The following is a 23,223-nucleotide window of genomic DNA, read 5'->3' as shown; positions in this document are numbered from 1 at the left end:
GAATTTGAATTTTGAATGAAGAGATTGAAAAACTTCTCAACCGAGAACATTTACAGCTCGCCTCTGTTAAAAAAAGGGCAATGGCATTTTTTATAGATGAAATGCTGCTCTCTTTTTTACTTATTATCGCGATGTCTGATTCATTTGCCAATGCGCAGACGGTTGAAGATATTATTATACTGACAAATACCTATGTATTGCAGTATATTGCGATGAAAATAGTCTATCAGACTTTTTTTGTAATGCAGTACGGGGCTACTTTAGGGAAGCTGGCAATGAAAATAAAGGTTATTGATGTACGCACACTGGACAATCCGAACTTTGCAGCAGCACTCAACAGGGCAGTTTTCAGAATTATAAGTGAAATGATTTTTTATCTTGGTTTTTTATGGGGAATGTTTGATCCGCAGCGCCAGGCATGGCATGATAAAACCGCAAAAACTTTGGTGATAGATGCTTAAATATTTTCTTTTTTTCCTTCTCGCCTGTATGGGTATTCTGATTGCAGATGACAAGATTGAAATATATGCATCCTCTGTCAAATCAAAAAACAATATTGTGTATGCGGACGGAGGAGTCAGTGTTGTTTACAAAGATTATTTTTTAACTGCTCAAAGAGCGGTGTATAACCAAAAGACGCAAGATTTGGAACTCTTTGGGAAGGTACGGCTCAACCATAACAAAAAGTACAAGATACTCGGAAAATATGCAAAACTCAATTTGGCAAAAAAAGAGCGGTATTTTAAACCGCTTTATCTGCTTGAGAACAAATCTGATGTCTGGATCAGTGCAAATGAAGGTGAATCAAAAGGAGTGCTGCTGGATATCACTTCAGGTTCAGTCAGCGGATGTGACCCTGTAGACCCTTTATGGACAATGGAGTTTTCTTCATCGGACTACAATACAGATTCCAAATGGATTAATTTATACAATGCACGGCTTTATATTTACAACATACCGGTATTTTATACGCCCTATTTTGGCTACTCTCTTGATACGACACGGCGTACCGGTCTTTTGAAGCCGTCTTTTGGAGTATCCTCAACCGAAGGGTTTTATTATGAACAGCCGATTTACATTGCCGAACAAAACTGGTGGGATTTAGAAATCAATCCGCAGATCAGAACCACAAGAGGAAAAGGACTCTATACTACTTTCAGATTTGTGGATTCTGCTGTTTCGCACGGAGAATTCAAAGCAGGATATTTTAAAGAAAACGAGGAGTATTATTTAAAATATAATCTGCAAAATCAATCCCATTACGGATTTAATTTTAAGTATGACAATACAAATCCTCTGAATCAATGGCTTGGACTGGACTTGCCGGGACAGTCCGGAATATATGCAGATATTAACCATATGAATGATGTTGACTACATTAACCTTGCACAAAACAACAATGCACTGCAGCAGGCAACTGCAACACAGGTACTTTCACGAGTAAACCTTTTTTATAATACAAATGACAACTATATAGGTGCCTATTTTAAATATTATGAAGATTTGACACTCCAGACAAATGACAATACACTGCAAAAACTCCCAACTGTTCAATACCATCATTATGTAGATACTTTTTTGAAAGATCATTTGCTGTACTCCTTTGATGTGCAGAGTAATAATATTCAAAGAATCATAAACAAAAAAGTAATTCAAACAGATGTAAATCTGCCTGTAACACTTCAGACGCCATTGTTTGGTGAATATGTCAATCTTTCATACAAGGCAAATCTGTATCTGCAACATTCTCAATTTAGCGGGCATGAACAAAATCCAATTCCGGGTTTTGAATATCATGACGGCTTTTATGCAAGCAACTACAATACTGTTACTGTTTCAACACAGTTAACAAAGGCATATGCAAATTTTAGTCATGTTGTAGGCTTTGAAGTGAGTTATAATGCGAAAGGCTGGAGTAAGAAAGACGGTTTTTATCAGGACAATATGGACTACTGTTCAGATTTTACAAATAAGGCAGATCCAAATTTTGCACAAAGATGTGAGTTTTATAATATAGCAACAATTCAAAATGATACACAGCTAAACTTTCAGCAATATTTTTATGACAGTACCGCACAGGAGATTATCTATCACAGACTTTCCCAAAACATCTCTTACGAAAATACAAAAGAACGCTATGGTGACCTGGAAAATGAGCTTGACTATAAGATAACGAGTTTTTTGTCCTATTACAATAACATGTTTTATAATTATAAGGAAAAAAAGTTTTCAAAGATTTTGAATCAGGTGTCATTCAACAGGAATGGCGTGAAAATTGCACTCTCACATCTCTATAAAAATACCTTTTTACCAAAAACAGCCACTTATACGCCCTATACAAGTTATCTCACATCAAATGTAAAATATACTTACAACAAACACTATTCTTACAATACAAGCTATAATTATGATTTAGAATCAAAAGAGAGAAAAAGTTTTTCTTTCGGATTTTTGTACACAAAGCGATGTTGGGATTTTGGAGTGCAGTATACCGAAAACAACAGACCTGTCTTGACTACAGTCGGGAGTACAAGTTCCTCTGTGTATGACAGGTTTATATACTTGACTATTGTATTAAAACCGTTAATGAAAGCAAATGCCGGCAGCTCTTTTTTATCGTATAAATTGCCGGATGATACAAAATAGGATGCAAAAAGATGCAAAAGTATAAGCATATTTTACAAGACAGGGAAGATGCAGCACAAAAGCTTCGTGATGTACTTCCTATGCAAAAATTAAAAGAAGAAGCGTGGAATATTGTTGCAGTGTCAAAAGGCGGACTTGAATTGGCTTCACTGATAAAAGGCAAGTTGAAAAATAACCTGGAAATTCTTTTTTTAGAAGCAATTATGGCGCCAAACAATCCTGAATGTGAAGTTGCCAGAGTCAGTGAGACAGAGGAGATTGTCCTCAATGAAGAGTTGATTAATGCCTTTGGAATACAGTATGATTATATCTACGGAGAAGCTCACAGAAAGCATGAAGAGGATATACTTAGCTATATATACAAGTATCGCAAAGGAAGACCGTTTCCTCCTATGAAAAACAAGATTGTTTTACTTGTAGATGAGGGAAGTGAGACAGGAAGCAAGTTTATGACTGCACTCAAAACAGTTTTGGCCCAGAAACCAAAAGCAGTTTATATTGCCAGTCCTGTACTGCCAAGAGATGTTTTGGAATTGTTAGAAACATTCGTAGATGACATATTTTTTCTGTATGATATAGATGACTATGTAGAAACATCATTGTATTATAAGAATTTAACAATAATGGACGATGAAGAAATAGAAGAAATACTCAGTAAAGATTTAAAGGATAACAGATGACGTATGATGTAAAATTAGAATTAGAAAACAGAGTAGAAGAATACTCCTTTGGTGATGTTGCCAAACAGGCAAACGGTTCGGCATGGCTTAAATCAGGTAAAACTGTAATACTGGCGACGGTAGTAATTGATGAGACTGAGGTTGTCAAAGATGACTTTTTGCCTTTGACTGTACAGTATATAGAAAAAACATATGCAGCCGGAAAAATTCCGGGAGGGTTTTTCAAACGTGAAACAAAGCCGAGTGATTTTGAGACTCTGACATCACGAATAGTAGACAGAAGTCTGCGTCCCTTGTTTCCAAAAGGATTCGGGCACCCGACACAAATTACCATTATGGTATTTTCGGCAGATGCTGAGTCTGATATGCAGCTTCTTGCGCTTAATGCCGCTTCGGCTGCACTTTTTACTTCGGACATAGATATAAACAGCAGTGTATGTGCGGTTCGCGCAGCTAAAGTAGACGGAGAGCTTGTACTGAACCCAACACTTTCACAGTTGAAGAACTCTACACTGGATTTGTATCTTTCAGGAACGAAGAAAGATTTACTGATGATAGAGATGCGTTCCATCGGCAGTGAAAAGGTTGAAGTCGAAGAGACCTACGAGCCGATGCTTGACCCGATGATGGATCCGAGTCTTGGTACAATAGTGGTAGATACACATGTATCCAATGCAATGAGTGAAGATGAACTGATAGAAGTGCTTGATAAAACAGAAAAAATTCTTTTTGCTTCAAATGTTGAATATGAAGTGGCCTTTGGACCGTATCAAAAAGAGATAAAACCTCTGGAACTCAAAACAGACGGTTTAAATGAAGAGATGGTGGCTTTTGTGAAAGAACGTCATATGCAAGATATCATAGATGCCATGAACCAAATGGCAAAGTCTGAACGCTCAACTGCCTTAAGAAACCTCAGAAAAAGAATTCTTACCAATAATCTGGAGTGGGATGAACTTGAACTCAAAGCGGCAATAGAAGCGGTTAAAAGAGAGCAGGTGCGTGCACAGATACTCAATGAAAAAGTAAGAGCCGACGGACGTACACTGACAGAAATACGTCCTATCAGTATTGATACAAATGTATTGCCGGCTGCGCATGCCTCTTGTCTCTTCACCCGTGGACAGACACAGGCTCTTGTGGTCTTAACGATGGGCGGACCCAAAGATGCGCAAATGTTTGAAGGTTTGACAGATTCCGGCACTCAAAATGAAAACTTTATGGTGCATTATAACTTTCCGGGATTTTCGGTAGGGGAAGCTTCTCCTATTATGGGAACAAAAAGACGTGAACTCGGACACGGAAATTTAGCAAAACGTGCGCTTGAACCGATACTCAACCTTGATGGACAGACAGTCCGTCTGGTGTCTGAAATACTGGAGTCAAACGGTTCTTCTTCAATGGCAACTGTGTGTGGCGGGTATCTTGCACTTAAAGCTGCAGGGCTTGAGACAAGTGATACGGTTGCTGGCATTGCCATGGGTATGATAAGTGACGGAGAGCGTTATGCAATTCTTTCTGACATTATGGGTCTTGAAGATCATGATGGTGATATGGATTTCAAGGTTACCGGTTCGAAAGAGGGTATTACCGCTATGCAGATGGATATCAAACTCGGCGGTGTGAGTCTGAACATTTTAAAAGAAGCATTGTATCAGGCAAAAGAAGGACGTGCGCATATTATTGACATTATGCTTGATGCAGAGGCTAAAATAGAATTTAATGACGGCGTACTCCCTGTTACAGAATTTTTTCATATTGATCCGGGATTTATCGGTGAAATTATAGGTCAGGCAGGAAAGACAATCCGTGAAATGATAGAAAAATTTGAAGTGGCGATAGATATAGATAAAAAAGAGGGAAAAGTTAAAATTACGGGTAAAAACAAAAATGGTGTAGAGGGAGCAAAAGAGCATATTCAAAAAATTGTCAATGCACCGAAAAAAGAAAAAATAAAATATGAAGTAGGCGGAAAATACGAAGGGACTGTAAAAAAAATCGTTGACTTTGGTGCTTTTATAGAGTTGCCTGACGGAACAGACGGCCTGTTGCACATATCCAAACTTTCAAAAGACAAACGTGTGGAGAATGTAAGTGATATTTTAAGTGAAGGCGATAAAGTAAAGGTGGAAATTTTAGAATTTAAAGGAAATAAAATTTCTTTAGGTCTTGCATAAGAGAATATTTAGCAAAACTTTCATATAATGCGCTTATCAATTTCTAGTAGGGAAATCTGGGCATTTATGTTCAGGTTGCTTCATTACATGTAATGAGGTTACGCTATCCGAACGGATTGTAATTATTTCAAGGAATATATTATGAAAAAAATTCTTTTTCTTTTAGTAGCTTTTTCTGCTGCTGCATTCGCAAATGACGGTGAGGTTGCCAACCAAACTCTTAAAGCATACTCGATGATCGCTGCGGGTCTCGGTCTTGGTCTTGCTGCATTAGGTGGAGCTATCGGTATGGGTCATACTGCTGCTGCAACTATTGCCGGTACTGCACGTAACCCTGGTCTTGGTGCTAAACTTATGACTACAATGTTCATCGCTCTTGCAATGATCGAAGCACAGGTTATTTATGCACTGGTAATTGCGTTAATCGCACTTTACGCTAACCCGTATTTAGGATAATCTTCAAAGATTACTAAATATACCTCAGACCTGGCTCCCAAAGAGTCAGGTCACTTTTATACCACACAAATGCGCAGGTGGTGGAACGGTAGACACGCAACGTTGAGGTCGTTGTGCCTTCGGGTGTGGGGGTTCAAATCCCCCTCTGCGCACCATAACCCCCTATTTTCGAACTTTCAAAGCAATATTTAAAAACCGGCATAAAAGACAACGGAAGATGAAGTGCATGGACATATATGCTATATTTTGGCAGATACCGTTAAGATAGTTCAGGCTTAGGTTCCGATATTTCATAACCCTGGGCATAATCTATCCCCATTTTTTTTACATAATCATAAACTTCCAAAGAACAGACAAATTCGGCAATGACCGGAATATTTTTCTGGTGCGCATAGTCGAGTATTGTTTTTGCGGTAATCTGGGAGTTTCTGTCTGCAACGATGTTTTTGATAAATACCCCGTCTATTTTTATAAAATCGATTTTTAGGTTGTTGAGCTGTCCGAAATTTGAACACTCAGCGCCAAAGTCATCAATGGCAAGTTTACACCCGAGGTCATGCAAAATATTAAGCGTTTTTTGAATCTCTTTGTGTTTTGCGATACTGTTGTTTTCCAAAATTTCAAAGGTCAGTCGTTCCGGACTGATACTGTATTTTTCAATATTTTTTTTCACAACTGCCATAAACTGCGGATGTTTCAGGTCATAGTCACTGATGTTGACGGTAAAATTATAAACACTGGTCTGAATTTTTTTACAGGCCTCTTCAAGAATTATTTTAAATATTTCAAAGAGCTGTCCGCTGTAGCGGGCGGCATCCAAAAAATGGTAGGGAGAATAGATTTCACCTTCATACTCTATGCGGACAAGACTTTCATATTTTTCAATTTTATCTGTTTTGAGATTTTTTATAGGCTGAAAATAGGTAAGAATTCTATGCTCACTCAGGGCGTCCCGGATTCTTCCTGTCCACAAAGAGTTTGAATGGATAGTGCGGAGAATTGTCAGGTCATCACTGTATTTCTTCAGATTGTTTTTTCCATACAGACGGGCTTCTTTTAAGGCAAATTCTGCTTTTTGTATAATGTTTCCATAGTCATCGATGACAACACCAATGCTGGCAGTCAAATGTATTTTAATACCGTTGATGGAGAAAAGATGGTTGTAAATATCATCTTTTACCTTTGTAATTCTCTGCTCGGTTGTGAGCGTGTCTCCCTGTGTATAGAGCATGGCAAAAACATCTGCTTCAAGGTGAAAAACCTGGGCATCCTGTGTATATTTTTCCAATAAAAAACGGGAAAAAGCCCGCAGAACTTTGTCTCCAAAATCAAATCCGTTGTGGTTGTTAATAACACTGAAATCATCAATATTGATAAGTATGAGAGATTTCTTGCCGCTACTGCTGAGATTTTCAGAGAGTTTGAGCCGATTTGGCAGTTTTGTCACCTCATTTGTAGTCATCTTAGTGTAAATTTCATCTTTTTTGTCTTGAATGTCTTTAAACTGCTGGTACTGTTTGATAGCTGCACGCACAGTCAGAAAGAATTTTTGAGACTCTATGCAGGCGCGTGACCTGTAGTCATTTATATCATAATGCTCAAGAATTTCATCAGTGGGAACAGCTGAGTCTACACTGTCTATAATGACTATGCGCATTGTAGTACTGATTTGTGCCCGAATGTAGTTGATTAATTGCAGTCCGCCGCTTAGTTTTTCTATATTGATATCTATAAAGGCAACAGCGATATCTTTATTGTTTTGAATGATTTTTCGTGCTTCTTCTGCGTTGTGTGCATGAAGTACTTTGAGCTTTTTATGGAAAATGACGGCATCTCCCAACTTTTCCTTTAAAATATCGTGGACAAAAGCATCATTGCCAACCAGTAGTATTTCCCAAAATTTTGTAGACATTATGAACTCCATGCGTTAGTAACTATTATATATCGCTGCTCATAAAACTTTTATTAATCAATTAAATGAGGATTGTCAGAAGGAAAGGCTTTTTATCTGTACTAAGGAGACAAGGAGTCTAATTCCTGCAGATCAGGTTTCGGTTCTGCTATTTCATACCCCTGCACATACTCCACGCCCAAAGCCTTTACATAATCATACACCTCTTTGGAGCAGACATATTCTGCAATGACCGGAATCCCTTTTTTATGGGCAAAGTCAATAATGGTAGTCGTGACTATCTGGGAGTTTTCATCTGTTATGATATTTTTGATGTAGGCTCCGTCAATTTTAATGAAATCTATGGGCAGGTTGTTAAGCTGTCCAAAGTTTGAACACTGGGCACCAAAGTCATCTATGGCAAGCCGAAAGCCCTCTGCATGGAGTTCATTTAAAAGTGCCTGAATATTTTTGTTGTGGGCAATGCTGTCATTTTCCAGAATTTCAAAAGTAATACGGGAATGGGGCAGGTTATATTTCTTTACTATCTTTTTGACTGTCGGAAGAAAATCAGGATATTGCATATCGTACTGGCTGATATTTACCGTAAAAAAGTAAGTGCTTTGGACAGCCTTTTTGCAGGCCTCTTCCAAAACAAACTGAAATATTTTAAATATCTGTCCGCTGTAGAGTGCCGCATCCAAAAAATGAAAAGGGGAGTAGATCTCATTTTCGTATTCCAGTCTGACAAGGGCTTCGTATTTAATGATTTTACCGGTTTTTACTTCTAAAATAGGCTGAAAATAGGTATGCATTTTATGGTTGTGCAGGGCATCACGTACTCTTGTACTCCATAGTGAATTGGTATGAATCGTCCGGAGTATGTTCAAATCATCTGTATACTTTTGAATACTGTTCTTGCCGTAACGGCGTGCCTCTTTGAGGGCAAACTCCGCTTTTTGGATGATATTTCCGCGTTCGTACAGTGCAATGCCTATACTTGCTGTCAGGCGTGTTTTTATACCGTTGACGTTAAAAATATATTTTGCAATATCGTCTTTGATGCGTAAAATATTCTCTTCGGTTGTTTCATTTTCGAGTTTGACACACAAAAGTGCGAAATTGTCGGAGTGCAGATGAAAAATCTGGGCATATCTGCCATATTTTTTCTCCAAAAATTTTGCAAAAGCACGCAGTACTTCATTGCCAAAGTCAAACCCGTTATGTTCATTGATGAGGCTGAAGTCGTCTATATTGATGAGTATAAGAGATTTTTCTCCCATTGTGTCCAGATATTCTGAGAGTTTGATTCTGTTTGGCAGATTGGTTACATTATTGGTCGTCATCTTTTTATAGATTTCGTCTCTGCTGGATTTGATCTCTTTGTATTGTTCATACTGCTTAAGTGCATTGCGGATGATAAAATAAAATTTACCGCTTACAATTTCTTCTCTTTCTTTGTAGCCGTTAATATCATAATGGTCAAAAATTTTATCAGGAGGAACCGGCGAGTTTCCGCTGTCTATCATGACAATTCTTATGTTGCTGTTGTGCAGAACATTTCTTATATGTTCAACAAGCTTCAAGCCTGCGTCGGGTGTTTCCATGGATATGTCAACAAAAGCAATAGCAGTATCAGCATTGTTTTTTAAGAGTTCTTTCGCCTCTTGTGCATTGTGTGCATGGAGGATTTTTACGGGTTTGTTTTGAATAAAGATATTTTGCAGTTCTTTCTTAATGACATTATGCGTAGAAACATCATCATCAACGACTAAAATTTCCCAATATTTTTCAGACATCATTATATTTCCTAGTAGTATTAACCATAGACTAGCATGAAAAAGATTAATATTTGTTTATAATAAACGGGGGGGGGAATACCGTTAAGCCAATAAAAAGCTTTAGTTTTGTGTGACAGTCGGAGCAAAAGCCTTTGTACTGAGTCTGACACTTTGTCCGATTTGGAGATTTTTGGCTTCTGTGGAACTGACGACAACCTCGACGAGTTGCTGTCCTATGGCTACAACAGCGATGTAGATGACATCTGCTTTTTTAATATCGAGCAGTTCTCCCTCAAAAGAAAATTTTTGACTGCCCTGCGTCTTGAGCAAAACCTCTTTTGGTGCGCCGTCATTGATTATTTTTCCGTTTTGTAAAATGATGACACGAGAGGCAAGACGGTATATTTCGCTCGGGTCGTGACTGACCATAATGGTTGTCGTGCCAAACTCTTTATGCAGCACAAGCAGTTCGTTTTGCAGTTTTGTCCGCATAGCAGGGTCAAGTGCCGAGAGCGGTTCGTCAAGCAGTAGTATTTTTGGTTTTTTCATCAAGGCACGGCAGATGCTGACTCTCTGTTTCTGCCCGCCGCTGAGGCTGTTTGGATAGCGTTCTTTGAGACTGGAGAGTTCACTCAGTTCCAAAAGATGCTCGGCTAATTTTTTGTCATTGTTGACAAAAAGCAGATTTTTTTCTACACTCATATTTTCAAAAAGGGCATACTCCTGAAAAACAAAACCGATGGCTCTTTTTTGAACAGACAGGGCCCCTTTTGCATCAAGCCAGACGCTGTTTTGTACAGTGATGCTCCCTTTGGCCTCTTCAAGCCCTGCTAAAATTCTCAAAAGTGTAGTCTTTCCGCTGCCGCTTTTCCCACTGATGGCTACAAACTCGCCCTCTTTAATATTGAGCTTTACATGTAAAGGCATAACGCCCTGGGCTCCGTGAAGTGTTTTTGTGACATCTATATGTATCATAATCCAAACCTTCTGTTGTGTCTGGCATTAAAGATGTAGACGCTCAGAAGTACTGCAAAAGAGATGCCCACCATTATGGCGCTGTAGATATGAGCGGCAGTGTAGTCCATATTTTCCACCATTTCATAAATGGCTACAGAGGCCACCTTTGTCTCACCCGGTATGCTGCCGCCTACCATTAAAACTACGCCGAATTCTCCGACTGTATGGGCAAAAGTGACAATGACGGCAGTGAGTACCGCCGGTTTCATATTTGGCAGGGCGACAAAAAACAGAGTCTGGAGTTTGCTTTTGCCGGCAATGTAACTCGCCTCAAGCATATTTTTGTTGAGACTCTCAAACCCGTTTTGAAGAGGCTGCACCATAAATGGCAAAGAGTAAAAACAACTTGCCACAACAAGTCCCGTAAAAGAAAAAACAAGTTTGACATCAAAAGTCTCTTCAAAAAAGTGACCGATTGGGGAGCTGTATGCAAATGCCCAAAGCAGATAAAACCCCAAAACAGAAGGGGGCAGAACAATTGGCAAAGCTGTAAGGGCTTCTAAAAAAGGTTTTGTTTGTGATTTTGTCTGTGAGAGAAACCATGCAAGCGGCAGGGCGATACAAAAGAGAATAAAAGCTGTCAACGCCGCAAGTTTGAAGGAGAGCACAAAGGGTTCAAAACTCATGAAACTATCTCCTTGAGTGACAAATCACTTGATTTTATCAGTGCGATGACAGATTCCCCTACATGCAACTGCATTCTTTGCAAAGAATCGCTTGTGATGATGGACTCCAAAACATTGTCATAAAACTGTAACTCTACAACAGACAAGAGCTCTCCGACTTCTATAGAACGCACCGTTACATGTAACTGGTTTGCATGGCTCAGTTCTCCCTGAAGATTTTTTGCTATGGCGATGGCTGTGGGTTTACATGTAAGGAGAACTTCTGTGTTTTGTGTGAGTGTTTGGGGCAATTCAAGGCTCATCATGCCCAGCGTGCTCTCATTACATGTAAAGTGTACTACATGTAAGTTTTGTACTGTTTGGATTGTCTCTGCTTTTGCTGGAATTGTATTCATTGTACACTGTATCCGTACGCTTTGAAAATCTCTTTTGCCGGTTGTGAGAGTAAAAAGGTGTAAAAAGAGTGTGCGTCTGCATTGTCTGTGGCATGTTTGAGCAAAACAATACCCTGTGCAATGGGTGTGTAGAGTTTTGGATCAACATCTTTAAAATTGACGCCTTCTTCATACTGTTTCATTTTAGGAGAAAAGAGTGCTGACTTGGCGATAAAACCCAAATCAGCTGCCGTGACTGCATAGGCAACAGTCTGTCCGACAGACTCTCCGTAAACAAGTTTCTTTTTGATTTTTTTATACAAAGAGGCATTTTGCAGTGCCTGACGCGCTGCTATTCCGTAAGGTGCGGTTTGCGGATTGGCTATGGCTATTGTTCTGATGTTTTTGTCAAGAACGAGAGCTGTTCCCTGCTGAAACTCTCTTTTTTTTGTGCTAAAAAGAGCAAGCGCGCCCCGGGCATACACAACCGGTTTGGTCAGAGCAAAGCCTTTTTCGTATAATTTTTTTGGATAGGCCATATTTGCAGAGAGAAAAATGTCATAAGGTGCGCCGTGCATTATCTGTGCTGTGAGTTTTCCACTGCTGCCTATAGTCATTTGTATTTTTGTTTGCGGATTATTTTTCTGAAATTCTTTTATCAGTCGGGGAAGGGCATAACTGACATTTGCCGCGGTTGCAATGTTGAGAGTACCCGCCAAAACAGTTGTAAAGGAGAATAAAAGTATAATAAGATAATTTTTCATTACAAGATTATAGCAGAGAAACCCTAATCGGCAAAACTTACAAATAACTTAAATTCAGTTGTTTATAAGTTTATACGGCTATACTTCCATCAAATAAAATTACTTGAAGGGTTCGAGAATGAAATTTACAAAAATTGCAACTCCTGAACAAATCGATCAAAAATGGGTTTTGATTGATGCTGAGGGTAAAACATTCGGTCGTATGATCACTGAAGTAGCTACTATACTTCGTGGGAAAAATAAACCGTGTTTTACTCCTAATATCGACTGTGGTGACTATGTAGTTATCATCAATGCTTCTAAGGCAAAATTTAACGGTCTTGGAAAAATAGCAAACAAAGAATATTTTTCTCACTCTGGGTACTTCGGTAGTACAAAGAGCGTTAAAATGACTGAGCTTTTAGAAAAGAACCCTGAGAAACTGTATAAGTTGGCAACTCGCGGTATGCTTCCTAAAACAAAGCTTGGTGCTAAAATGCTTAAAAAATTAAAAATTTATGCAGGTGCTGAACATCCTCACACTGCACAAATTGCTAAATAAGGACTGATTATATGGCAAATAAAATATATGCAACAGGTCGTCGTAAAGCCTCTGTAGCAAAAGTATGGTTAACTCCAGGAACCGGTAAAATCACTATCAACGGTCTTTCGTTAGACGCATGGTTGGGTGGACTTGAAGCGAAAAAACTTCGTGTAAAACAGCCATTGGTAGTAACAAAACAAGAAACAAATGTTGATATCGTTGCTACTACTTTAGGCGGTGGTTTCGGTGGTCAGGCAGATGCACTTCGTCACGGAATTTCCCGTGCTTTGGTAGCATACAACCCGGAATTAAAAGCAATGCTTAAACCTGAAGGTATGATGACTCGTGACTCACGTGTTGTTGAACGTAAGAAGCCAGGTAAGCGTAAAGCTCGTCGTTCTCGCCAGTTCTCTAAACGTTAATCGTTTGGAATTTTTATCAATGCCTTTTGCATTGGTAAAATTCTTTTTTATCTCCTCTTTGCAAAGTACACAATAAATTAACTCTATTAGTATATAATGTCTGTTCCATAAAAAAGCAGGTATTTATATGAAAAAAACAACGCTCATTCTCACACTGTTTACCATGCTCATAATGCTTCTTTTTCCGTTTCTCGGCAACAGTTTCATGCAAAAACTTATAGATGAAAATATTCAGGTTTTGCAGTCACAGGGTCTGGTACTTAAAAAGAGTACAAAAGAGAGCGGTTATCTTAACACAAAACAGCATTTTGAATTTGTTTTGCAAGATACACAGGCACTGCAAAACTATTTACGTTCTTACACAAAATCAGCAGTGCCGCCGGCTGTAGAGAAAGTTTTTCAAGGTGCGACAATAGGCGCAGATGTTGCCTACAGCAATATTCCCTTTTCAAAGGCTGTGACTGTAGAGGTATATCCTTTGCAGCTTGCAAATACACTTATGCAGGAGATGAAAAAAAACAATCCGCAAGCCTACAGATATTTTACTGATTTTCTTAATACAAAAGGGCTTTTGTATCATGTAGAGTACAATGTGCTCAGTAGTGATTTTAACGGCTTTGTCAAAGATATAGATACGCATTACAGTGTAAAAAAGAATGCAAATGTGCGTATGCAGTTAGAAGGTGTCAGGTTCAGCGGAGAGGGAAGCCTTTTTGCAGCAGAAAATATGACTTTTCATCTACAAACAATGAAGCTCGCTTTGGAAGATGCTGCAAATGCACTCTCTTTTGAGATAAATAATTTGCAAAACAGGAGTGAATTTACATCTTTTTCCCACTATACAACGGATACTAAAGTATTTCAAATCAAGTTTTTGATGAAAAATTCTCAGGATGATATCAATATATCTCTTGGTAATGTGGATATGGCTTCCTCTTCTTCTGAAAAAGACGGCAAAGTGGCATTGCATTCAAAAAGCTTTATAGATACTTTGATATTTCACGCAAATAAATTAAATTTTTCTCTCAAAGCATTCAACAGCGATATCTCTATTGAGGACCTGGACAAACAAAGCTATGAAAAATTTTCGCAGTTACTCACACAGTCAAAACAGATAAAACAGCAGGCCTTGCTTGCCATGCTTGCACACGGTTTACATGTAAAGGTATCGGACCTCTCCTTTGAAAATATAACACTCAACAGGATTGAAGAACTTGGCAGTATGAAAATTCAAAGTGATTTGAAAATAGCACAGGACAAAGATTTTGCCAAAAAACTCAAGATGTCACCTCTGTTGCTGCTTGCAAATGCACAGATGAATATGAAAATAAAAGTGGCAAAAGCACTCTATCTCAAAATGATAGAAGATACACCTCTGGCAGCAGTGATTGTATCCTATGCAAAAGAGGATGCGCAGAGTGTCTATTTTGATATAGCATTTACAGACAGCAGACTTACAGTAAACGGTAAAGTTGTACAGTAATGGCAAAGACGGTTTTTTTTCTTTTTTTTTCCTGGAGTTTCTTCTTGGGCTCTCTCAACGGAGCCACTTTGCATCTGGCTACATCGTCAAATCCTTCAAGGCTCAATCCTGTTTTGGCAACAGATTCTTCTTCCTCGGAAATCAGCTCTTTTATATTTAACGGGCTTGTCAAATATGACAAAGATTCCAAAGAGATTATAGGGGATTTGGCAGAGAAATTTTATTTTAAAGACAATAAAACACTTGTTTTTGAACTGAAAAAAAATGTTTTGTGGCATGACGGCAAAAAATTCAGTGCCAAGGATGTACTCTTTACCTATAAAACACTTCTCTCAGATAAAATAGTTTCTCCTTACAGTTCAGATTTTCGTTTTGTCAAAAGCGTCAGGATTATCAATGACTACAAAATAGAAGTACGATACACAAAACCTTACTTTAAGGCACTTGAGACATGGATGATGGGGATACTCCCCGAACATATTTTAAAAAACGAAAAAAACCTGATGAACGCCTCTTTTAATACACATCCGACAGGGACAGGTCCCTATAAACTGACGCGTCTTGAATACTCAAAAAATATAGAGCTCTCTGCTTTTGATGCGTATTTCGAGGGCAGACCAAAGATAGATACTGTTTCTTTCCATGTTATCGGTGATGCAATGACAAGATTTTTGATGCTTAAATCAGGACAACTGGATATCGGCAGTGTAGAGCCTTTCGTCTATGAAAGACAGCTTACTCAGAAATTTTTTGAAAACTTCAATATATATGAAAAAATCACTCTCTCCTATACATATCTCGGATTTAATCTGCGAAAAAAGAAGTTTCAAAATCCGAAAGTCAGACGCGCACTCTCTTTGGCGATTGACAGGCAGGAACTCATCGACATCCTTTTTTTAAAACATGCAAAGGTCTGCACGGGTCCGTTTCTGCCGGGAACAATTGCCTTTAATCCTGATGTCAAAGCTCCGACACAAAATATTGGGGAGGCAAAAAGACTGCTTAAAGAGGCAGGTTATGACGAGCAGCACCCTTTTACTTTTGAAATAGCCACATCAAACGCCAGCTCGATTCGCCCCTATGCGGCAGAAATCCTGCAGTATCAGCTCAAAAAAGCCGGTGTAATTGTCAAGCTGAGAGTCATGGAGTGGCAGGCCTTTTTAAATATGGTGGTTTTTCCGCATAAATTTGACACGGTTCTTTTGGGCTGGGGACTCTCACCTACACCCGACCCCTATATGTTCTGGCACTCAAAAAGCGATAAACCGGGCGGTTTTAACCTTGTAGGCTATCACAACAGTGAAATAGACGCAATGATAGAAAAATCACAGGCGACAATTGACAGAAAAAAACTGGGAGAGCTGTGGAGAAAGATGTTTAAAATCATTGCAGAGGACAACCCTTATCTTTTTTTGTATATTCCAAATTCCATCACGGCCGTGAACAAAAAGATAAAGCATATTCAACCGGCACAAAGCGGTATATGGCACAACTACATACAATGGGAGAAAAACTGACGTGATAATATTATTTGATTTGGACGGCACACTTATAGACTCGACAGAGGCAATTTTGGAGAGTTTTCACAACTCTTTTGCAGTGCACGGCTTCTCTGTACCCGCTGATGCACAGATAAAGGCGCTTATCGGCCATCCTTTGGATGTAATGTACAGAGAACTCGGGGTGGATGAAGCGCTTGTTTTGGATTTTGTCACTACCTACAAAGAGCATTACAGAGAAATTTCCACGCAAAAAACAAAACTCCTGCCCAATGCCAAAGAGGCCGTAGAAGCGGCAGCAGCATTTGCTTCTTTGGGAATAGTGACAACAAAAACAGGAAAATATTCCCGGATTTTAATGGAACATTTCGGATTAATGGATAAATTTGAGGTCCTTGTAGGCAGAGAACATGTGCAAAATCCCAAACCGCATGCGGAACCGATTTTAAAAGCACTGCAGAGTTTTGATACAAAAAACAAAGAGATATGGATGATCGGAGATACACAGATGGATCTGTTGTCGGCAAAAAATGCCGGTGTCAATTCCATCGGTGTTTTGAGTGGATATGAAGAGAAAAAAAGTTTAAAAAAGTTTTCTGACATTATATTTAATGATTCTTTGGATGCAATCGGTTACCTGAAAAGTAGAAAAACCGCACACTTTATAGTATAAGTTAATCTTAATCATATTATCAAGCTAACTTTAAGTGGGTCTGTTCTAAAATAGAGCTTAAGAATTGACAAAAATTGTTAAAGTAAGTTTCTTGAAAATTGAAGGAGAATTTATGCTAGAGATTAGATGGCATAGTCGTGCTGGCCAAGGTGCTGTTACAGGTGCCAAGGGTTTGGCAGACGTTATTTCTACAACTGGTAAACATGTACAGGCATTTGCGTTTTACGGTTCTGCAAAACGTGGGGCTGCGATGACAGCATATAATCGTGTGGATGATAAAGTAATCATGAATCATGAAAAATATATGGAGCCTGATTATGTCTTTGTCATAGATCCCGCTTTGGTATACACAACAGATGTTACGGTAAACGGGAAAGACAATACAAAATACATCATTACAACGCATATGAGTACAGAAGAACTTGTCGCCTCTCAGCCAAAACTTGAGGGCAAAGATGTTTACACGGTTGACTGTATTAAAATTGCGCAAGAAACGATTGGGCGTCCTATTCCTAATACACCGATGCTTGGTGCTTTTATGAAGATATCGGGTATGTATGATATTGAATTCTTTAAAGAGAATATGATGAGAATATTAGATAAACTGCCTAAGAAAATTGTTGATGCAAATATGATCGCCATACAGCGCGCATATGATGAAGTAAAATAAGGAGCTATAGATGGCAAATACAGGTTGGGACGAATTTGAAATCGGAGCAATGCTTCGTACATTTGATGGTGCAGTAGAAGATATTGCGGGTACACTCCAAGAAGACCGTCCGTATTCACAAAACAGCTCTTTTTCTGCAAGTGTTGCTGACTGGAGAATTGAAAAACCGGTTTTTAATAAGGATTTTTGTATTGATTGCCAATTTTGCTGGGTCTACTGTCCGGATATTTCAATTATTTCAAGAGACAAAAAGATGATAGGTATAGATATGGATCACTGTAAAGGGTGCGGAATTTGTGTTGAGGTTTGTCCTACAAACCCAAAATCACTTTTAATGTTTCCGGAACAGGCAGACGAAGAAACAGAAATAGCAAATTGGCCTGCTAAAGAGACAAAGGAGAAATAGATGGCATTTGATAAAATGGAATTAAGAGATATCGAAGTATGGGATGGAAACTTTGCAGCTGCGCAGGCAATGAGACAGTGTCAAATTGATGTTGTTTCCGCATACCCGATTACGCCGTCAACTCCTATAGTTGAGGGATATGCAAAATTTTTGGCAGACAACTATGTCGAGGGTGAATTCGTAATGGTTGAGTCTGAACATGCGGCAATGTCAGGATGTATCGGTGCTGCAGCTGCCGGCGGGCGTGTTGCTACCGCAACATCTTCACAGGGTTTTGCTTTAATGGTTGAAACGCTTTATCAGGCTTCCGGTATGCGTTTGCCGATTGTCTTAAATGTCGTAAACCGTGCATTGGCTGCACCGCTGAACGTAAATGGTGACCATTCAGATATGTATCTTGGACGCGACTGCGGTTGGATACAGCTTGATGCATACTGCCCTCAGGATGCGTATGACTTGAACTTTATCGCTTTTAAAGTGGCTGAAGATCATGATGTGAGACTGCCGTGTATGGTACACCAGGATGGTTTCATGACTTCACATACAGCACAGGGTGTGCATACACTTGATGATGATACCGCATACAGTTTTGTAGGTGATTTCAAGCCTATGAACGATATGCTTGATTTTGAACACCCGGTAACACACGGAGTACAAACAGAAGAAGACTGGCATTTTGAACATAAAGCACGCCAGCATAATGACCTTATGACAAAAGTAATGCCAAAGATTCAAGCAGCCTTTGATGAGTTCGAGAAACTCTCAGGACGCAAATACAATATCGTTGAAAAATATGATATGGATGATGCGGATGTGTGTGTTGTATGTATGGGTACTTCAGTGGAAACTGCCCGTGAAGTGGCAACCGAGATGAGAGAAAAGGGTGTTAAGGCCGGTGTTGTCGGACTTCGCGTTATTCGACCGTTTCCGTTTTTTGAAATTCAAGAAGCGCTTAAAGATGTAAAAGCTATAGCAGCACTTGACCGTTCGTCTCCAAACGGAGCGCCGGGTATGCTTTTTAATGAAATTGCGGGTGCACTTTTTAACACAGATACAAAAGCCTTACTTTCGGGTTACATTTATGGTCTTGGCGGGAGAGATTTAACAAAAAGACATCTCACAGACCTGTATACTGAACTGCAGGCAAATGCTGATGCCGGCAAGGTGCTTACTCCACTACAACAATTTATCGGTGTTCGTGGACCGAAATTACAATTTTTATAGGAAAAAACGATGAGTGAAATGAAAAAAATTAAAAACTTAAAAGAGTTTTCTACATCAGCAGACCGTTTTGAAGGGGCAAACCTTCTTTGCCCTGGTTGTGCACACTCTATCATTGTTCGTGAAGTTTTAAATGCAACGAATGATGACCTGGTTCTTTCAGCATCTACCGGATGTTTAGAAGTTTGTACAGCAGTGTATCCTTATACTTCATGGGATGCTTCATGGATTCATATCGGTTTTGAAAACGGCTCAACTGCTGTTGCAGGAGCTGAAGCCATGTATAATGCATTAAAACGCAAAGGCCGTCTCAAGCAGCCTGACCGTAATCCTAAATTCGTATCTTTTGCCGGTGACGGTGCTTCTTACGATATTGGTTTTCAGTGGATTTCAGGCTGTATGGAGCGTGGGCACAATATGATGCATGTTGTTTTAGACAATGAAGTATATGCAAATACGGGCGGACAGCGTTCCTCTTCAACACCGATCGGTTCAAGCACAACAACTGCACCGGCAGGTCGTGTAAGCTACGGTGAGAAGAAAAACAAAAAAGACATGGTAAGCATTATGGCAAGCCACGGTATTCCGTATGCGGCGCAGGTAGCTCCAAACAAATGGAAAGATATGGTGAAAAAAATCCAACACGGTATGGCAGTGGAGGGGCCTGTATTTATCAATGCAGTTTCTCCTTGTACAACCGAGTGGAAATTTGACCCAAAAGATACGATGCTGTTAACGGACCTTGCGACTGATTCGTTGGTATTTCCGCTTTATGAAATCATTGACGGGCATGAGTTAAACATAACATACAGACCAAAAAACGTTATTCCTGTTGAAGAATATCTGGCTGCACAGGGACGTTTCAAGCATCTTTTTAAAGATGAATACAAACATCTTATTAAAGAGTGGCAAGAACGTGTAGATGCAAACTGGGAGTACTTAAACCGCCGAGAAGAAGCTCGCGTTTAAGAAGTTTCATCTTCACCGCATTAGCGCCCGAGCAAAGCGACAAAGTGCCCTTGGGGTACACAAAAGTCAGAAACGGCAGGCTGTTAGCCTAGCCTTTTTCTGACTTTGGCACAAACTACAGTAAATCTAAAACTTCTTTATTTTTCGGAACCCGGACTTCAGTCCGGGCTGGGAGTGGCAAGACTATTCCAACAGCCGGCACTGAAGTACCGCTTCCGAGAAAGCATTATTTTCTTAACTTAACGGCATAGAGACTTCAGTCCGGGCTAAAATTCATGCCTGCTTTCATCCTTCAATTTATCATCAATTTTTTTCGCTAAAATACATATAATATAAACTAAGGAATAGACTCATGCCATTATTAGACTCATTTACCGTTGACCACACAATTATGCCGGCACCTGCAGTGCGTAAAGCAAAAGTTATGAAAACACCGTGCGGAGACAAAATTACAGTTTTTGACTTGCGTTTTTACAAACCAAACGAAGACAAAATGGACGGACGGGGAATTCATACCTTGGAACACCTTTTTGCAGGATTTATGCGCAATCATTTAAATTCCAAAAATGTTGAAATTATAGACCTCTCGCCGATGGGATGCCGTACAGGATTCTATATGTCGGTAATTGGAACTCCTGATGAAAAAAGAGTGGCAAAGGCCTGGAAAAAATCTATGGAAGATGTCTTACATGTAAAGAGCAAAAAAGATATTCCTGAACTCAATATTTATCAGTGCGGAACCTATAAAATGCACTCTCTTAAAAATGCCAAAAAAATTGCCAGTGACATTCTTTCGAATAAAATAGGCGTGATGGATAACAAAAAACTGCAACTGAGTAAAAAGAAACTTAAAGAGATAAACAGCTAATGTTGGTTTTAGTACCGATGAACACTGCAGATGTGCAAGAAGCCGAGATTACACCGGTTTTAGAAGCAAAAACATGGGCACAGCTTCGTATAGAAGAGGGTGAACTTGTAGAGGTACTGCATTGTGACACATACGACGGTTTTGAGAACTGGTCTGAAGCCGTTGTTGTAAACAGCGATGGTGAACCTGTTATGGACTTTATGAATATGTCCATGATGGTACTCGTTGCACATACGCAAAAAACGATTGATGAGATTGTAGAAGCGTATTTATTTCGAGAACTGCATGATCTTGCATATTAGGAAAAACAATGGAGTTAAAACAGTTTTTAGAACTTTTTAACCCTCTGCCGGGAAATCACTATATTCAGATTACCGACAAAATTGATGCAACGACCCTTGCTTTGCAAAAAATGATTGCAGCAGTTGAGGGTGAGTTTCATTTAGCCCTTTATACAGAAAAAAAGCTGCAAATTCCCGATGCCCTCAAAGAGATTAAAATAGAGTATATACCAAATTTTTCAAAACCTTTTCGTGCATTGCCCAGAGATCATGACATCGTAATTTTCAAAGATGTTTTTTTTAGGCATCAAAACCCGGAGCTGCTCCTCAGAATTGCCTACACAACACTTGCAAATACGGCAAATGTGATAATTATGCAAAAAAAAGGAACAATGGATATAGAAAAGACAAAAGAGCTGTTGGAAAAATTTGAATTTCGTGCCCCCAATGCCATAGACATACTGCCTGAATATGATCTGGTCATGGCAAAAAAAATGCACATGTGGGGCAATGGTTTATAAACATTTCCATAACTCCTTAAATACCTACTTAATACCCCTATTTGTGGGGTCTAATCAATAATCTGATTTTTATTTTGAACCACTTTGAACCACTTTATTACAGTTTAACTCGTATAAAAAGTCGTATAAAATTAAAATACTGCTATACTGTCATAAGACAAGGAAACGGTATGAAAAAAGATAATATAACAGTTAAGACTTTGAAGAATGGAACAGAGAATTATTATGTAAGATTTATGTATCAGGGTAGAGAGTATCCAGTGAAAAATTTTACTAAATTGTATGGGTGTAAAACTAAAAAGAAAACATTAGAAAAATTAGCAGAAATCAAGATTGAAATTTCAAAAGGTAGAAACCCATTTGTTTTGACAAAAGAAACACTAAATGAACTTTATGACGAAAGAAAGAAAATTTCGTTAAAAAATGGTACTTGGAGAGCAAGAACAGTAGAAAGTTATGATTATTTTTATAATAAATATATTAGAAATACAATCGGTTATAAGAAATTATCAAAAATCACTTATGAAGATTTAAGAAAATTATACGATGACAATATGTCCCATGTTGAAAATTCAACGAAAAATCAATTTAAAAGAATTGTTCGTCCTATTTTTATTGAAGAAATGAAAAACGGAAGAATACATACTAATGTCGTTGATATGATAGAAACATATAATATGCCAGTTCGTGAGAAAATAGAGTTAAGAACATTTGAAAATAATCTTGATATAGTAAGAAAATTATATAATGCAGTTCCGAAATATGAAGCACTTGCTTATAATCAAAAAGAAGAAATGAGAGCATATTTAATGATGATTGTAATGACAGCTCATAGACACGGAGAATTAAGACAATTAACGATTGAAGATTGTTATTTAGATAGAAAAATGATTATCGCACCAAAAACTATAACAAAAACAAAAGAAGATTATAGATATCCCATCCCCGAAGAAGTTATACCATATTTGAAAACTATAAAATCAGGTTTGATTTTCCCAACAGTCAAAAAAGGTTCTATGTATCAAGTATTCCAAAGATTGGTAAAGTTAGCAAATATTGAAACTTTTAACAATAAGAGAATATCTCCTCATGACATGAGACGGCTACTTTTGTCAATTATGATTAAAGATTTAAAGATTGATAGTGTTCTTGCTGATAGTTGTCTAAATCATAAACAAAGAGGAGTTATCAATCACTATTTAAGTTTTGAATATAAAGATATTGAAGAGGCATATAATAGATATTGGGAATTAATTAGATTGAAATCATAAAAAT

24 protein-coding genes and 1 tRNA gene are annotated in these 23,223 nt (G+C 38.6%); 19 read left to right on the top strand and 6 right to left on the bottom strand.

Features of this window, described 5'->3' with window-relative positions:
• Positions 1-11: 11 nt before the first annotated feature.
• From MNY28_RS09770 to MNY28_RS09745, 6 genes are all read left to right on the top strand, one after another.
• Positions 12-461 carry an RDD family protein gene (locus MNY28_RS09770; protein ID WP_151899439.1) on the top strand — a complete coding sequence of 150 codons (450 nt, stop codon included), beginning with the start codon at positions 12-14 and terminating at the stop codon, positions 459-461.
• On the top strand, positions 454-2,646 hold the full coding sequence (lptD, locus tag MNY28_RS09765) for an LPS assembly protein LptD (RefSeq protein WP_346389717.1): 2,193 nt from the start codon (positions 454-456) through the stop codon (positions 2,644-2,646). Before MNY28_RS09770 ends, lptD begins: the two co-directional genes overlap by 8 nt.
• Before the next feature lie 11 nt (positions 2,647-2,657).
• Positions 2,658-3,326, top strand: coding sequence for a phosphoribosyltransferase family protein (locus MNY28_RS09760; RefSeq protein ID WP_151899441.1), 669 nt, complete (start codon positions 2,658-2,660; stop codon positions 3,324-3,326).
• Positions 3,323-5,503, top strand: a complete 2,181-nt coding sequence (locus tag MNY28_RS09755) for a polyribonucleotide nucleotidyltransferase (RefSeq protein WP_151899442.1) — start codon at positions 3,323-3,325, stop codon at positions 5,501-5,503. The genes MNY28_RS09760 and MNY28_RS09755 overlap by 4 nt, the downstream gene beginning before the upstream one ends.
• Positions 5,504-5,644: 141 nt before the next feature.
• Positions 5,645-5,959, top strand: coding sequence for a F0F1 ATP synthase subunit C (locus MNY28_RS09750; RefSeq protein ID WP_151899443.1), 315 nt, complete (start codon positions 5,645-5,647; stop codon positions 5,957-5,959).
• A gap of 71 nt (positions 5,960-6,030) precedes the next feature.
• A tRNA-Leu gene (locus MNY28_RS09745) sits at positions 6,031-6,114 on the top strand.
• A gap of 104 nt (positions 6,115-6,218) precedes the next feature.
• Here the strand turns inward: MNY28_RS09745 and MNY28_RS09740 are convergent.
• The 6 genes from MNY28_RS09740 to modA form a co-directional block, all read right to left on the bottom strand.
• Complete coding sequence (locus MNY28_RS09740; RefSeq protein ID WP_188110016.1) at positions 6,219-7,871, bottom strand: GGDEF and EAL domain-containing protein; 1,653 nt, start codon at positions 7,869-7,871, stop codon at positions 6,219-6,221.
• A 101-nt stretch (positions 7,872-7,972) separates the two neighbouring features.
• Complete coding sequence (locus MNY28_RS09735) at positions 7,973-9,652, bottom strand: EAL domain-containing protein (RefSeq protein WP_346389716.1); 1,680 nt, start codon at positions 9,650-9,652, stop codon at positions 7,973-7,975.
• A 99-nt stretch (positions 9,653-9,751) separates the two neighbouring features.
• Positions 9,752-10,606, bottom strand: coding sequence for an ATP-binding cassette domain-containing protein (locus tag MNY28_RS09730; protein WP_346389715.1), 855 nt, complete (start codon positions 10,604-10,606; stop codon positions 9,752-9,754).
• On the bottom strand, positions 10,603-11,274 hold the full coding sequence (modB, locus tag MNY28_RS09725; protein WP_151899447.1) for a molybdate ABC transporter permease subunit: 672 nt from the start codon (positions 11,272-11,274) through the stop codon (positions 10,603-10,605). Before modB ends, MNY28_RS09730 begins: the two co-directional genes overlap by 4 nt.
• Positions 11,271-11,669, bottom strand: a complete 399-nt coding sequence (locus tag MNY28_RS09720) for a TOBE domain-containing protein (RefSeq protein WP_151899448.1) — start codon at positions 11,667-11,669, stop codon at positions 11,271-11,273. The genes modB and MNY28_RS09720 overlap by 4 nt, the downstream gene beginning before the upstream one ends.
• On the bottom strand, positions 11,666-12,412 hold the full coding sequence (modA, locus tag MNY28_RS09715; protein ID WP_346389714.1) for a molybdate ABC transporter substrate-binding protein: 747 nt from the start codon (positions 12,410-12,412) through the stop codon (positions 11,666-11,668). Before modA ends, MNY28_RS09720 begins: the two co-directional genes overlap by 4 nt.
• Positions 12,413-12,530: 118 nt before the next feature.
• Here modA and rplM point away from each other — a divergent pair, with 118 nt between their 5' ends.
• From rplM to MNY28_RS09650, 13 genes are all read left to right on the top strand, one after another.
• The gene (gene rplM, locus MNY28_RS09710; RefSeq protein ID WP_151899450.1) at positions 12,531-12,953 is read left to right on the top strand and encodes a 50S ribosomal protein L13; all 423 of its coding nucleotides are present in this window, start codon (positions 12,531-12,533) and stop codon (positions 12,951-12,953) included.
• An 11-nt stretch (positions 12,954-12,964) separates the two neighbouring features.
• A complete protein-coding gene (gene rpsI, locus MNY28_RS09705) occupies positions 12,965-13,357 on the top strand; it encodes a 30S ribosomal protein S9 (RefSeq protein ID WP_151899451.1) in 393 nt (130 codons plus the stop codon).
• 127 nt (positions 13,358-13,484) lie between these two features.
• The gene (locus MNY28_RS09700; protein ID WP_346389713.1) at positions 13,485-14,840 is read left to right on the top strand and encodes a hypothetical protein; all 1,356 of its coding nucleotides are present in this window, start codon (positions 13,485-13,487) and stop codon (positions 14,838-14,840) included.
• Positions 14,840-16,357 carry a peptide-binding protein gene (locus MNY28_RS09695; RefSeq protein ID WP_346389712.1) on the top strand — a complete coding sequence of 506 codons (1,518 nt, stop codon included), beginning with the start codon at positions 14,840-14,842 and terminating at the stop codon, positions 16,355-16,357. The genes MNY28_RS09700 and MNY28_RS09695 overlap by 1 nt, the downstream gene beginning before the upstream one ends.
• Before the next feature lies 1 nt (position 16,358).
• Positions 16,359-17,012, top strand: coding sequence for an HAD family hydrolase (locus MNY28_RS09690; RefSeq protein WP_346389711.1), 654 nt, complete (start codon positions 16,359-16,361; stop codon positions 17,010-17,012).
• A 112-nt stretch (positions 17,013-17,124) separates the two neighbouring features.
• Entirely contained in the window at positions 17,125-17,682 is a 558-nt protein-coding gene (locus MNY28_RS09685; protein ID WP_346389710.1) for a pyruvate flavodoxin oxidoreductase subunit gamma, read from the top strand.
• A gap of 10 nt (positions 17,683-17,692) precedes the next feature.
• Positions 17,693-18,088, top strand: a complete 396-nt coding sequence (locus MNY28_RS09680) for a 4Fe-4S dicluster-binding protein (protein ID WP_346389709.1) — start codon at positions 17,693-17,695, stop codon at positions 18,086-18,088.
• Positions 18,089-19,312, top strand: a complete 1,224-nt coding sequence (locus tag MNY28_RS09675; protein ID WP_346389708.1) for a 2-oxoacid:ferredoxin oxidoreductase subunit alpha — start codon at positions 18,089-18,091, stop codon at positions 19,310-19,312. It begins immediately after the preceding gene.
• Between the two features lie 9 nt (positions 19,313-19,321).
• Positions 19,322-20,278: a thiamine pyrophosphate-dependent enzyme gene (locus MNY28_RS09670; RefSeq protein ID WP_226066313.1), complete on the top strand. Its 957-nt coding sequence runs from the start codon at positions 19,322-19,324 to the stop codon at positions 20,276-20,278.
• Positions 20,279-20,630: 352 nt separating this feature from the next.
• Positions 20,631-21,146, top strand: a complete 516-nt coding sequence (gene luxS, locus MNY28_RS09665; RefSeq protein ID WP_346389707.1) for an S-ribosylhomocysteine lyase — start codon at positions 20,631-20,633, stop codon at positions 21,144-21,146.
• Positions 21,146-21,448, top strand: a complete 303-nt coding sequence (locus tag MNY28_RS09660; RefSeq protein WP_151899464.1) for a hypothetical protein — start codon at positions 21,146-21,148, stop codon at positions 21,446-21,448. The genes luxS and MNY28_RS09660 overlap by 1 nt, the downstream gene beginning before the upstream one ends.
• A gap of 8 nt (positions 21,449-21,456) precedes the next feature.
• Complete coding sequence (locus tag MNY28_RS09655) at positions 21,457-21,948, top strand: hypothetical protein (protein ID WP_346389706.1); 492 nt, start codon at positions 21,457-21,459, stop codon at positions 21,946-21,948.
• A gap of 170 nt (positions 21,949-22,118) precedes the next feature.
• On the top strand, positions 22,119-23,219 hold the full coding sequence (locus tag MNY28_RS09650; protein ID WP_346389705.1) for a tyrosine-type recombinase/integrase: 1,101 nt from the start codon (positions 22,119-22,121) through the stop codon (positions 23,217-23,219).
• Positions 23,220-23,223 lie beyond the last annotated feature (4 nt).

Origin of the sequence: Sulfurimonas sp. NWX367, from assembly GCF_039667065.1 — a bacterium.
In the GTDB taxonomy this organism is placed as follows: Bacteria; Campylobacterota; Campylobacteria; order Campylobacterales; family Sulfurimonadaceae; genus Sulfurimonas; species Sulfurimonas hydrogeniphila.
This window is presented reverse-complemented; position numbering and strand designations above follow the sequence as displayed.

Coding starts and splice junctions, on each gene's coding strand:
- lptD (WP_346389717.1), top strand. CDS start 454: ATGCTTAAATATTTTCTTTTTTTCCTTCTCGCCTGTATGGGTATTCTG.
- MNY28_RS09760 (WP_151899441.1), top strand. CDS start 2,658: ATGCAAAAGTATAAGCATATTTTACAAGACAGGGAAGATGCAGCACAA.
- MNY28_RS09755 (WP_151899442.1), top strand. CDS start 3,323: ATGACGTATGATGTAAAATTAGAATTAGAAAACAGAGTAGAAGAATAC.
- MNY28_RS09750 (WP_151899443.1), top strand. CDS start 5,645: ATGAAAAAAATTCTTTTTCTTTTAGTAGCTTTTTCTGCTGCTGCATTC.
- MNY28_RS09740 (WP_188110016.1), bottom strand. CDS start 7,871: ATGTCTACAAAATTTTGGGAAATACTACTGGTTGGCAATGATGCTTTT.
- MNY28_RS09735 (WP_346389716.1), bottom strand. CDS start 9,652: ATGATGTCTGAAAAATATTGGGAAATTTTAGTCGTTGATGATGATGTT.
- MNY28_RS09730 (WP_346389715.1), bottom strand. CDS start 10,606: ATGATACATATAGATGTCACAAAAACACTTCACGGAGCCCAGGGCGTT.
- modB (WP_151899447.1), bottom strand. CDS start 11,274: ATGAGTTTTGAACCCTTTGTGCTCTCCTTCAAACTTGCGGCGTTGACA.
- MNY28_RS09720 (WP_151899448.1), bottom strand. CDS start 11,669: ATGAATACAATTCCAGCAAAAGCAGAGACAATCCAAACAGTACAAAAC.
- modA (WP_346389714.1), bottom strand. CDS start 12,412: ATGAAAAATTATCTTATTATACTTTTATTCTCCTTTACAACTGTTTTG.
- rplM (WP_151899450.1), top strand. CDS start 12,531: ATGAAATTTACAAAAATTGCAACTCCTGAACAAATCGATCAAAAATGG.
- rpsI (WP_151899451.1), top strand. CDS start 12,965: ATGGCAAATAAAATATATGCAACAGGTCGTCGTAAAGCCTCTGTAGCA.
- MNY28_RS09700 (WP_346389713.1), top strand. CDS start 13,485: ATGAAAAAAACAACGCTCATTCTCACACTGTTTACCATGCTCATAATG.
- MNY28_RS09695 (WP_346389712.1), top strand. CDS start 14,840: ATGGCAAAGACGGTTTTTTTTCTTTTTTTTTCCTGGAGTTTCTTCTTG.
- MNY28_RS09685 (WP_346389710.1), top strand. CDS start 17,125: ATGCTAGAGATTAGATGGCATAGTCGTGCTGGCCAAGGTGCTGTTACA.
- MNY28_RS09680 (WP_346389709.1), top strand. CDS start 17,693: ATGGCAAATACAGGTTGGGACGAATTTGAAATCGGAGCAATGCTTCGT.
- MNY28_RS09675 (WP_346389708.1), top strand. CDS start 18,089: ATGGCATTTGATAAAATGGAATTAAGAGATATCGAAGTATGGGATGGA.
- MNY28_RS09670 (WP_226066313.1), top strand. CDS start 19,322: ATGAGTGAAATGAAAAAAATTAAAAACTTAAAAGAGTTTTCTACATCA.
- luxS (WP_346389707.1), top strand. CDS start 20,631: ATGCCATTATTAGACTCATTTACCGTTGACCACACAATTATGCCGGCA.
- MNY28_RS09660 (WP_151899464.1), top strand. CDS start 21,146: ATGTTGGTTTTAGTACCGATGAACACTGCAGATGTGCAAGAAGCCGAG.
- MNY28_RS09655 (WP_346389706.1), top strand. CDS start 21,457: ATGGAGTTAAAACAGTTTTTAGAACTTTTTAACCCTCTGCCGGGAAAT.
- MNY28_RS09650 (WP_346389705.1), top strand. CDS start 22,119: ATGAAAAAAGATAATATAACAGTTAAGACTTTGAAGAATGGAACAGAG.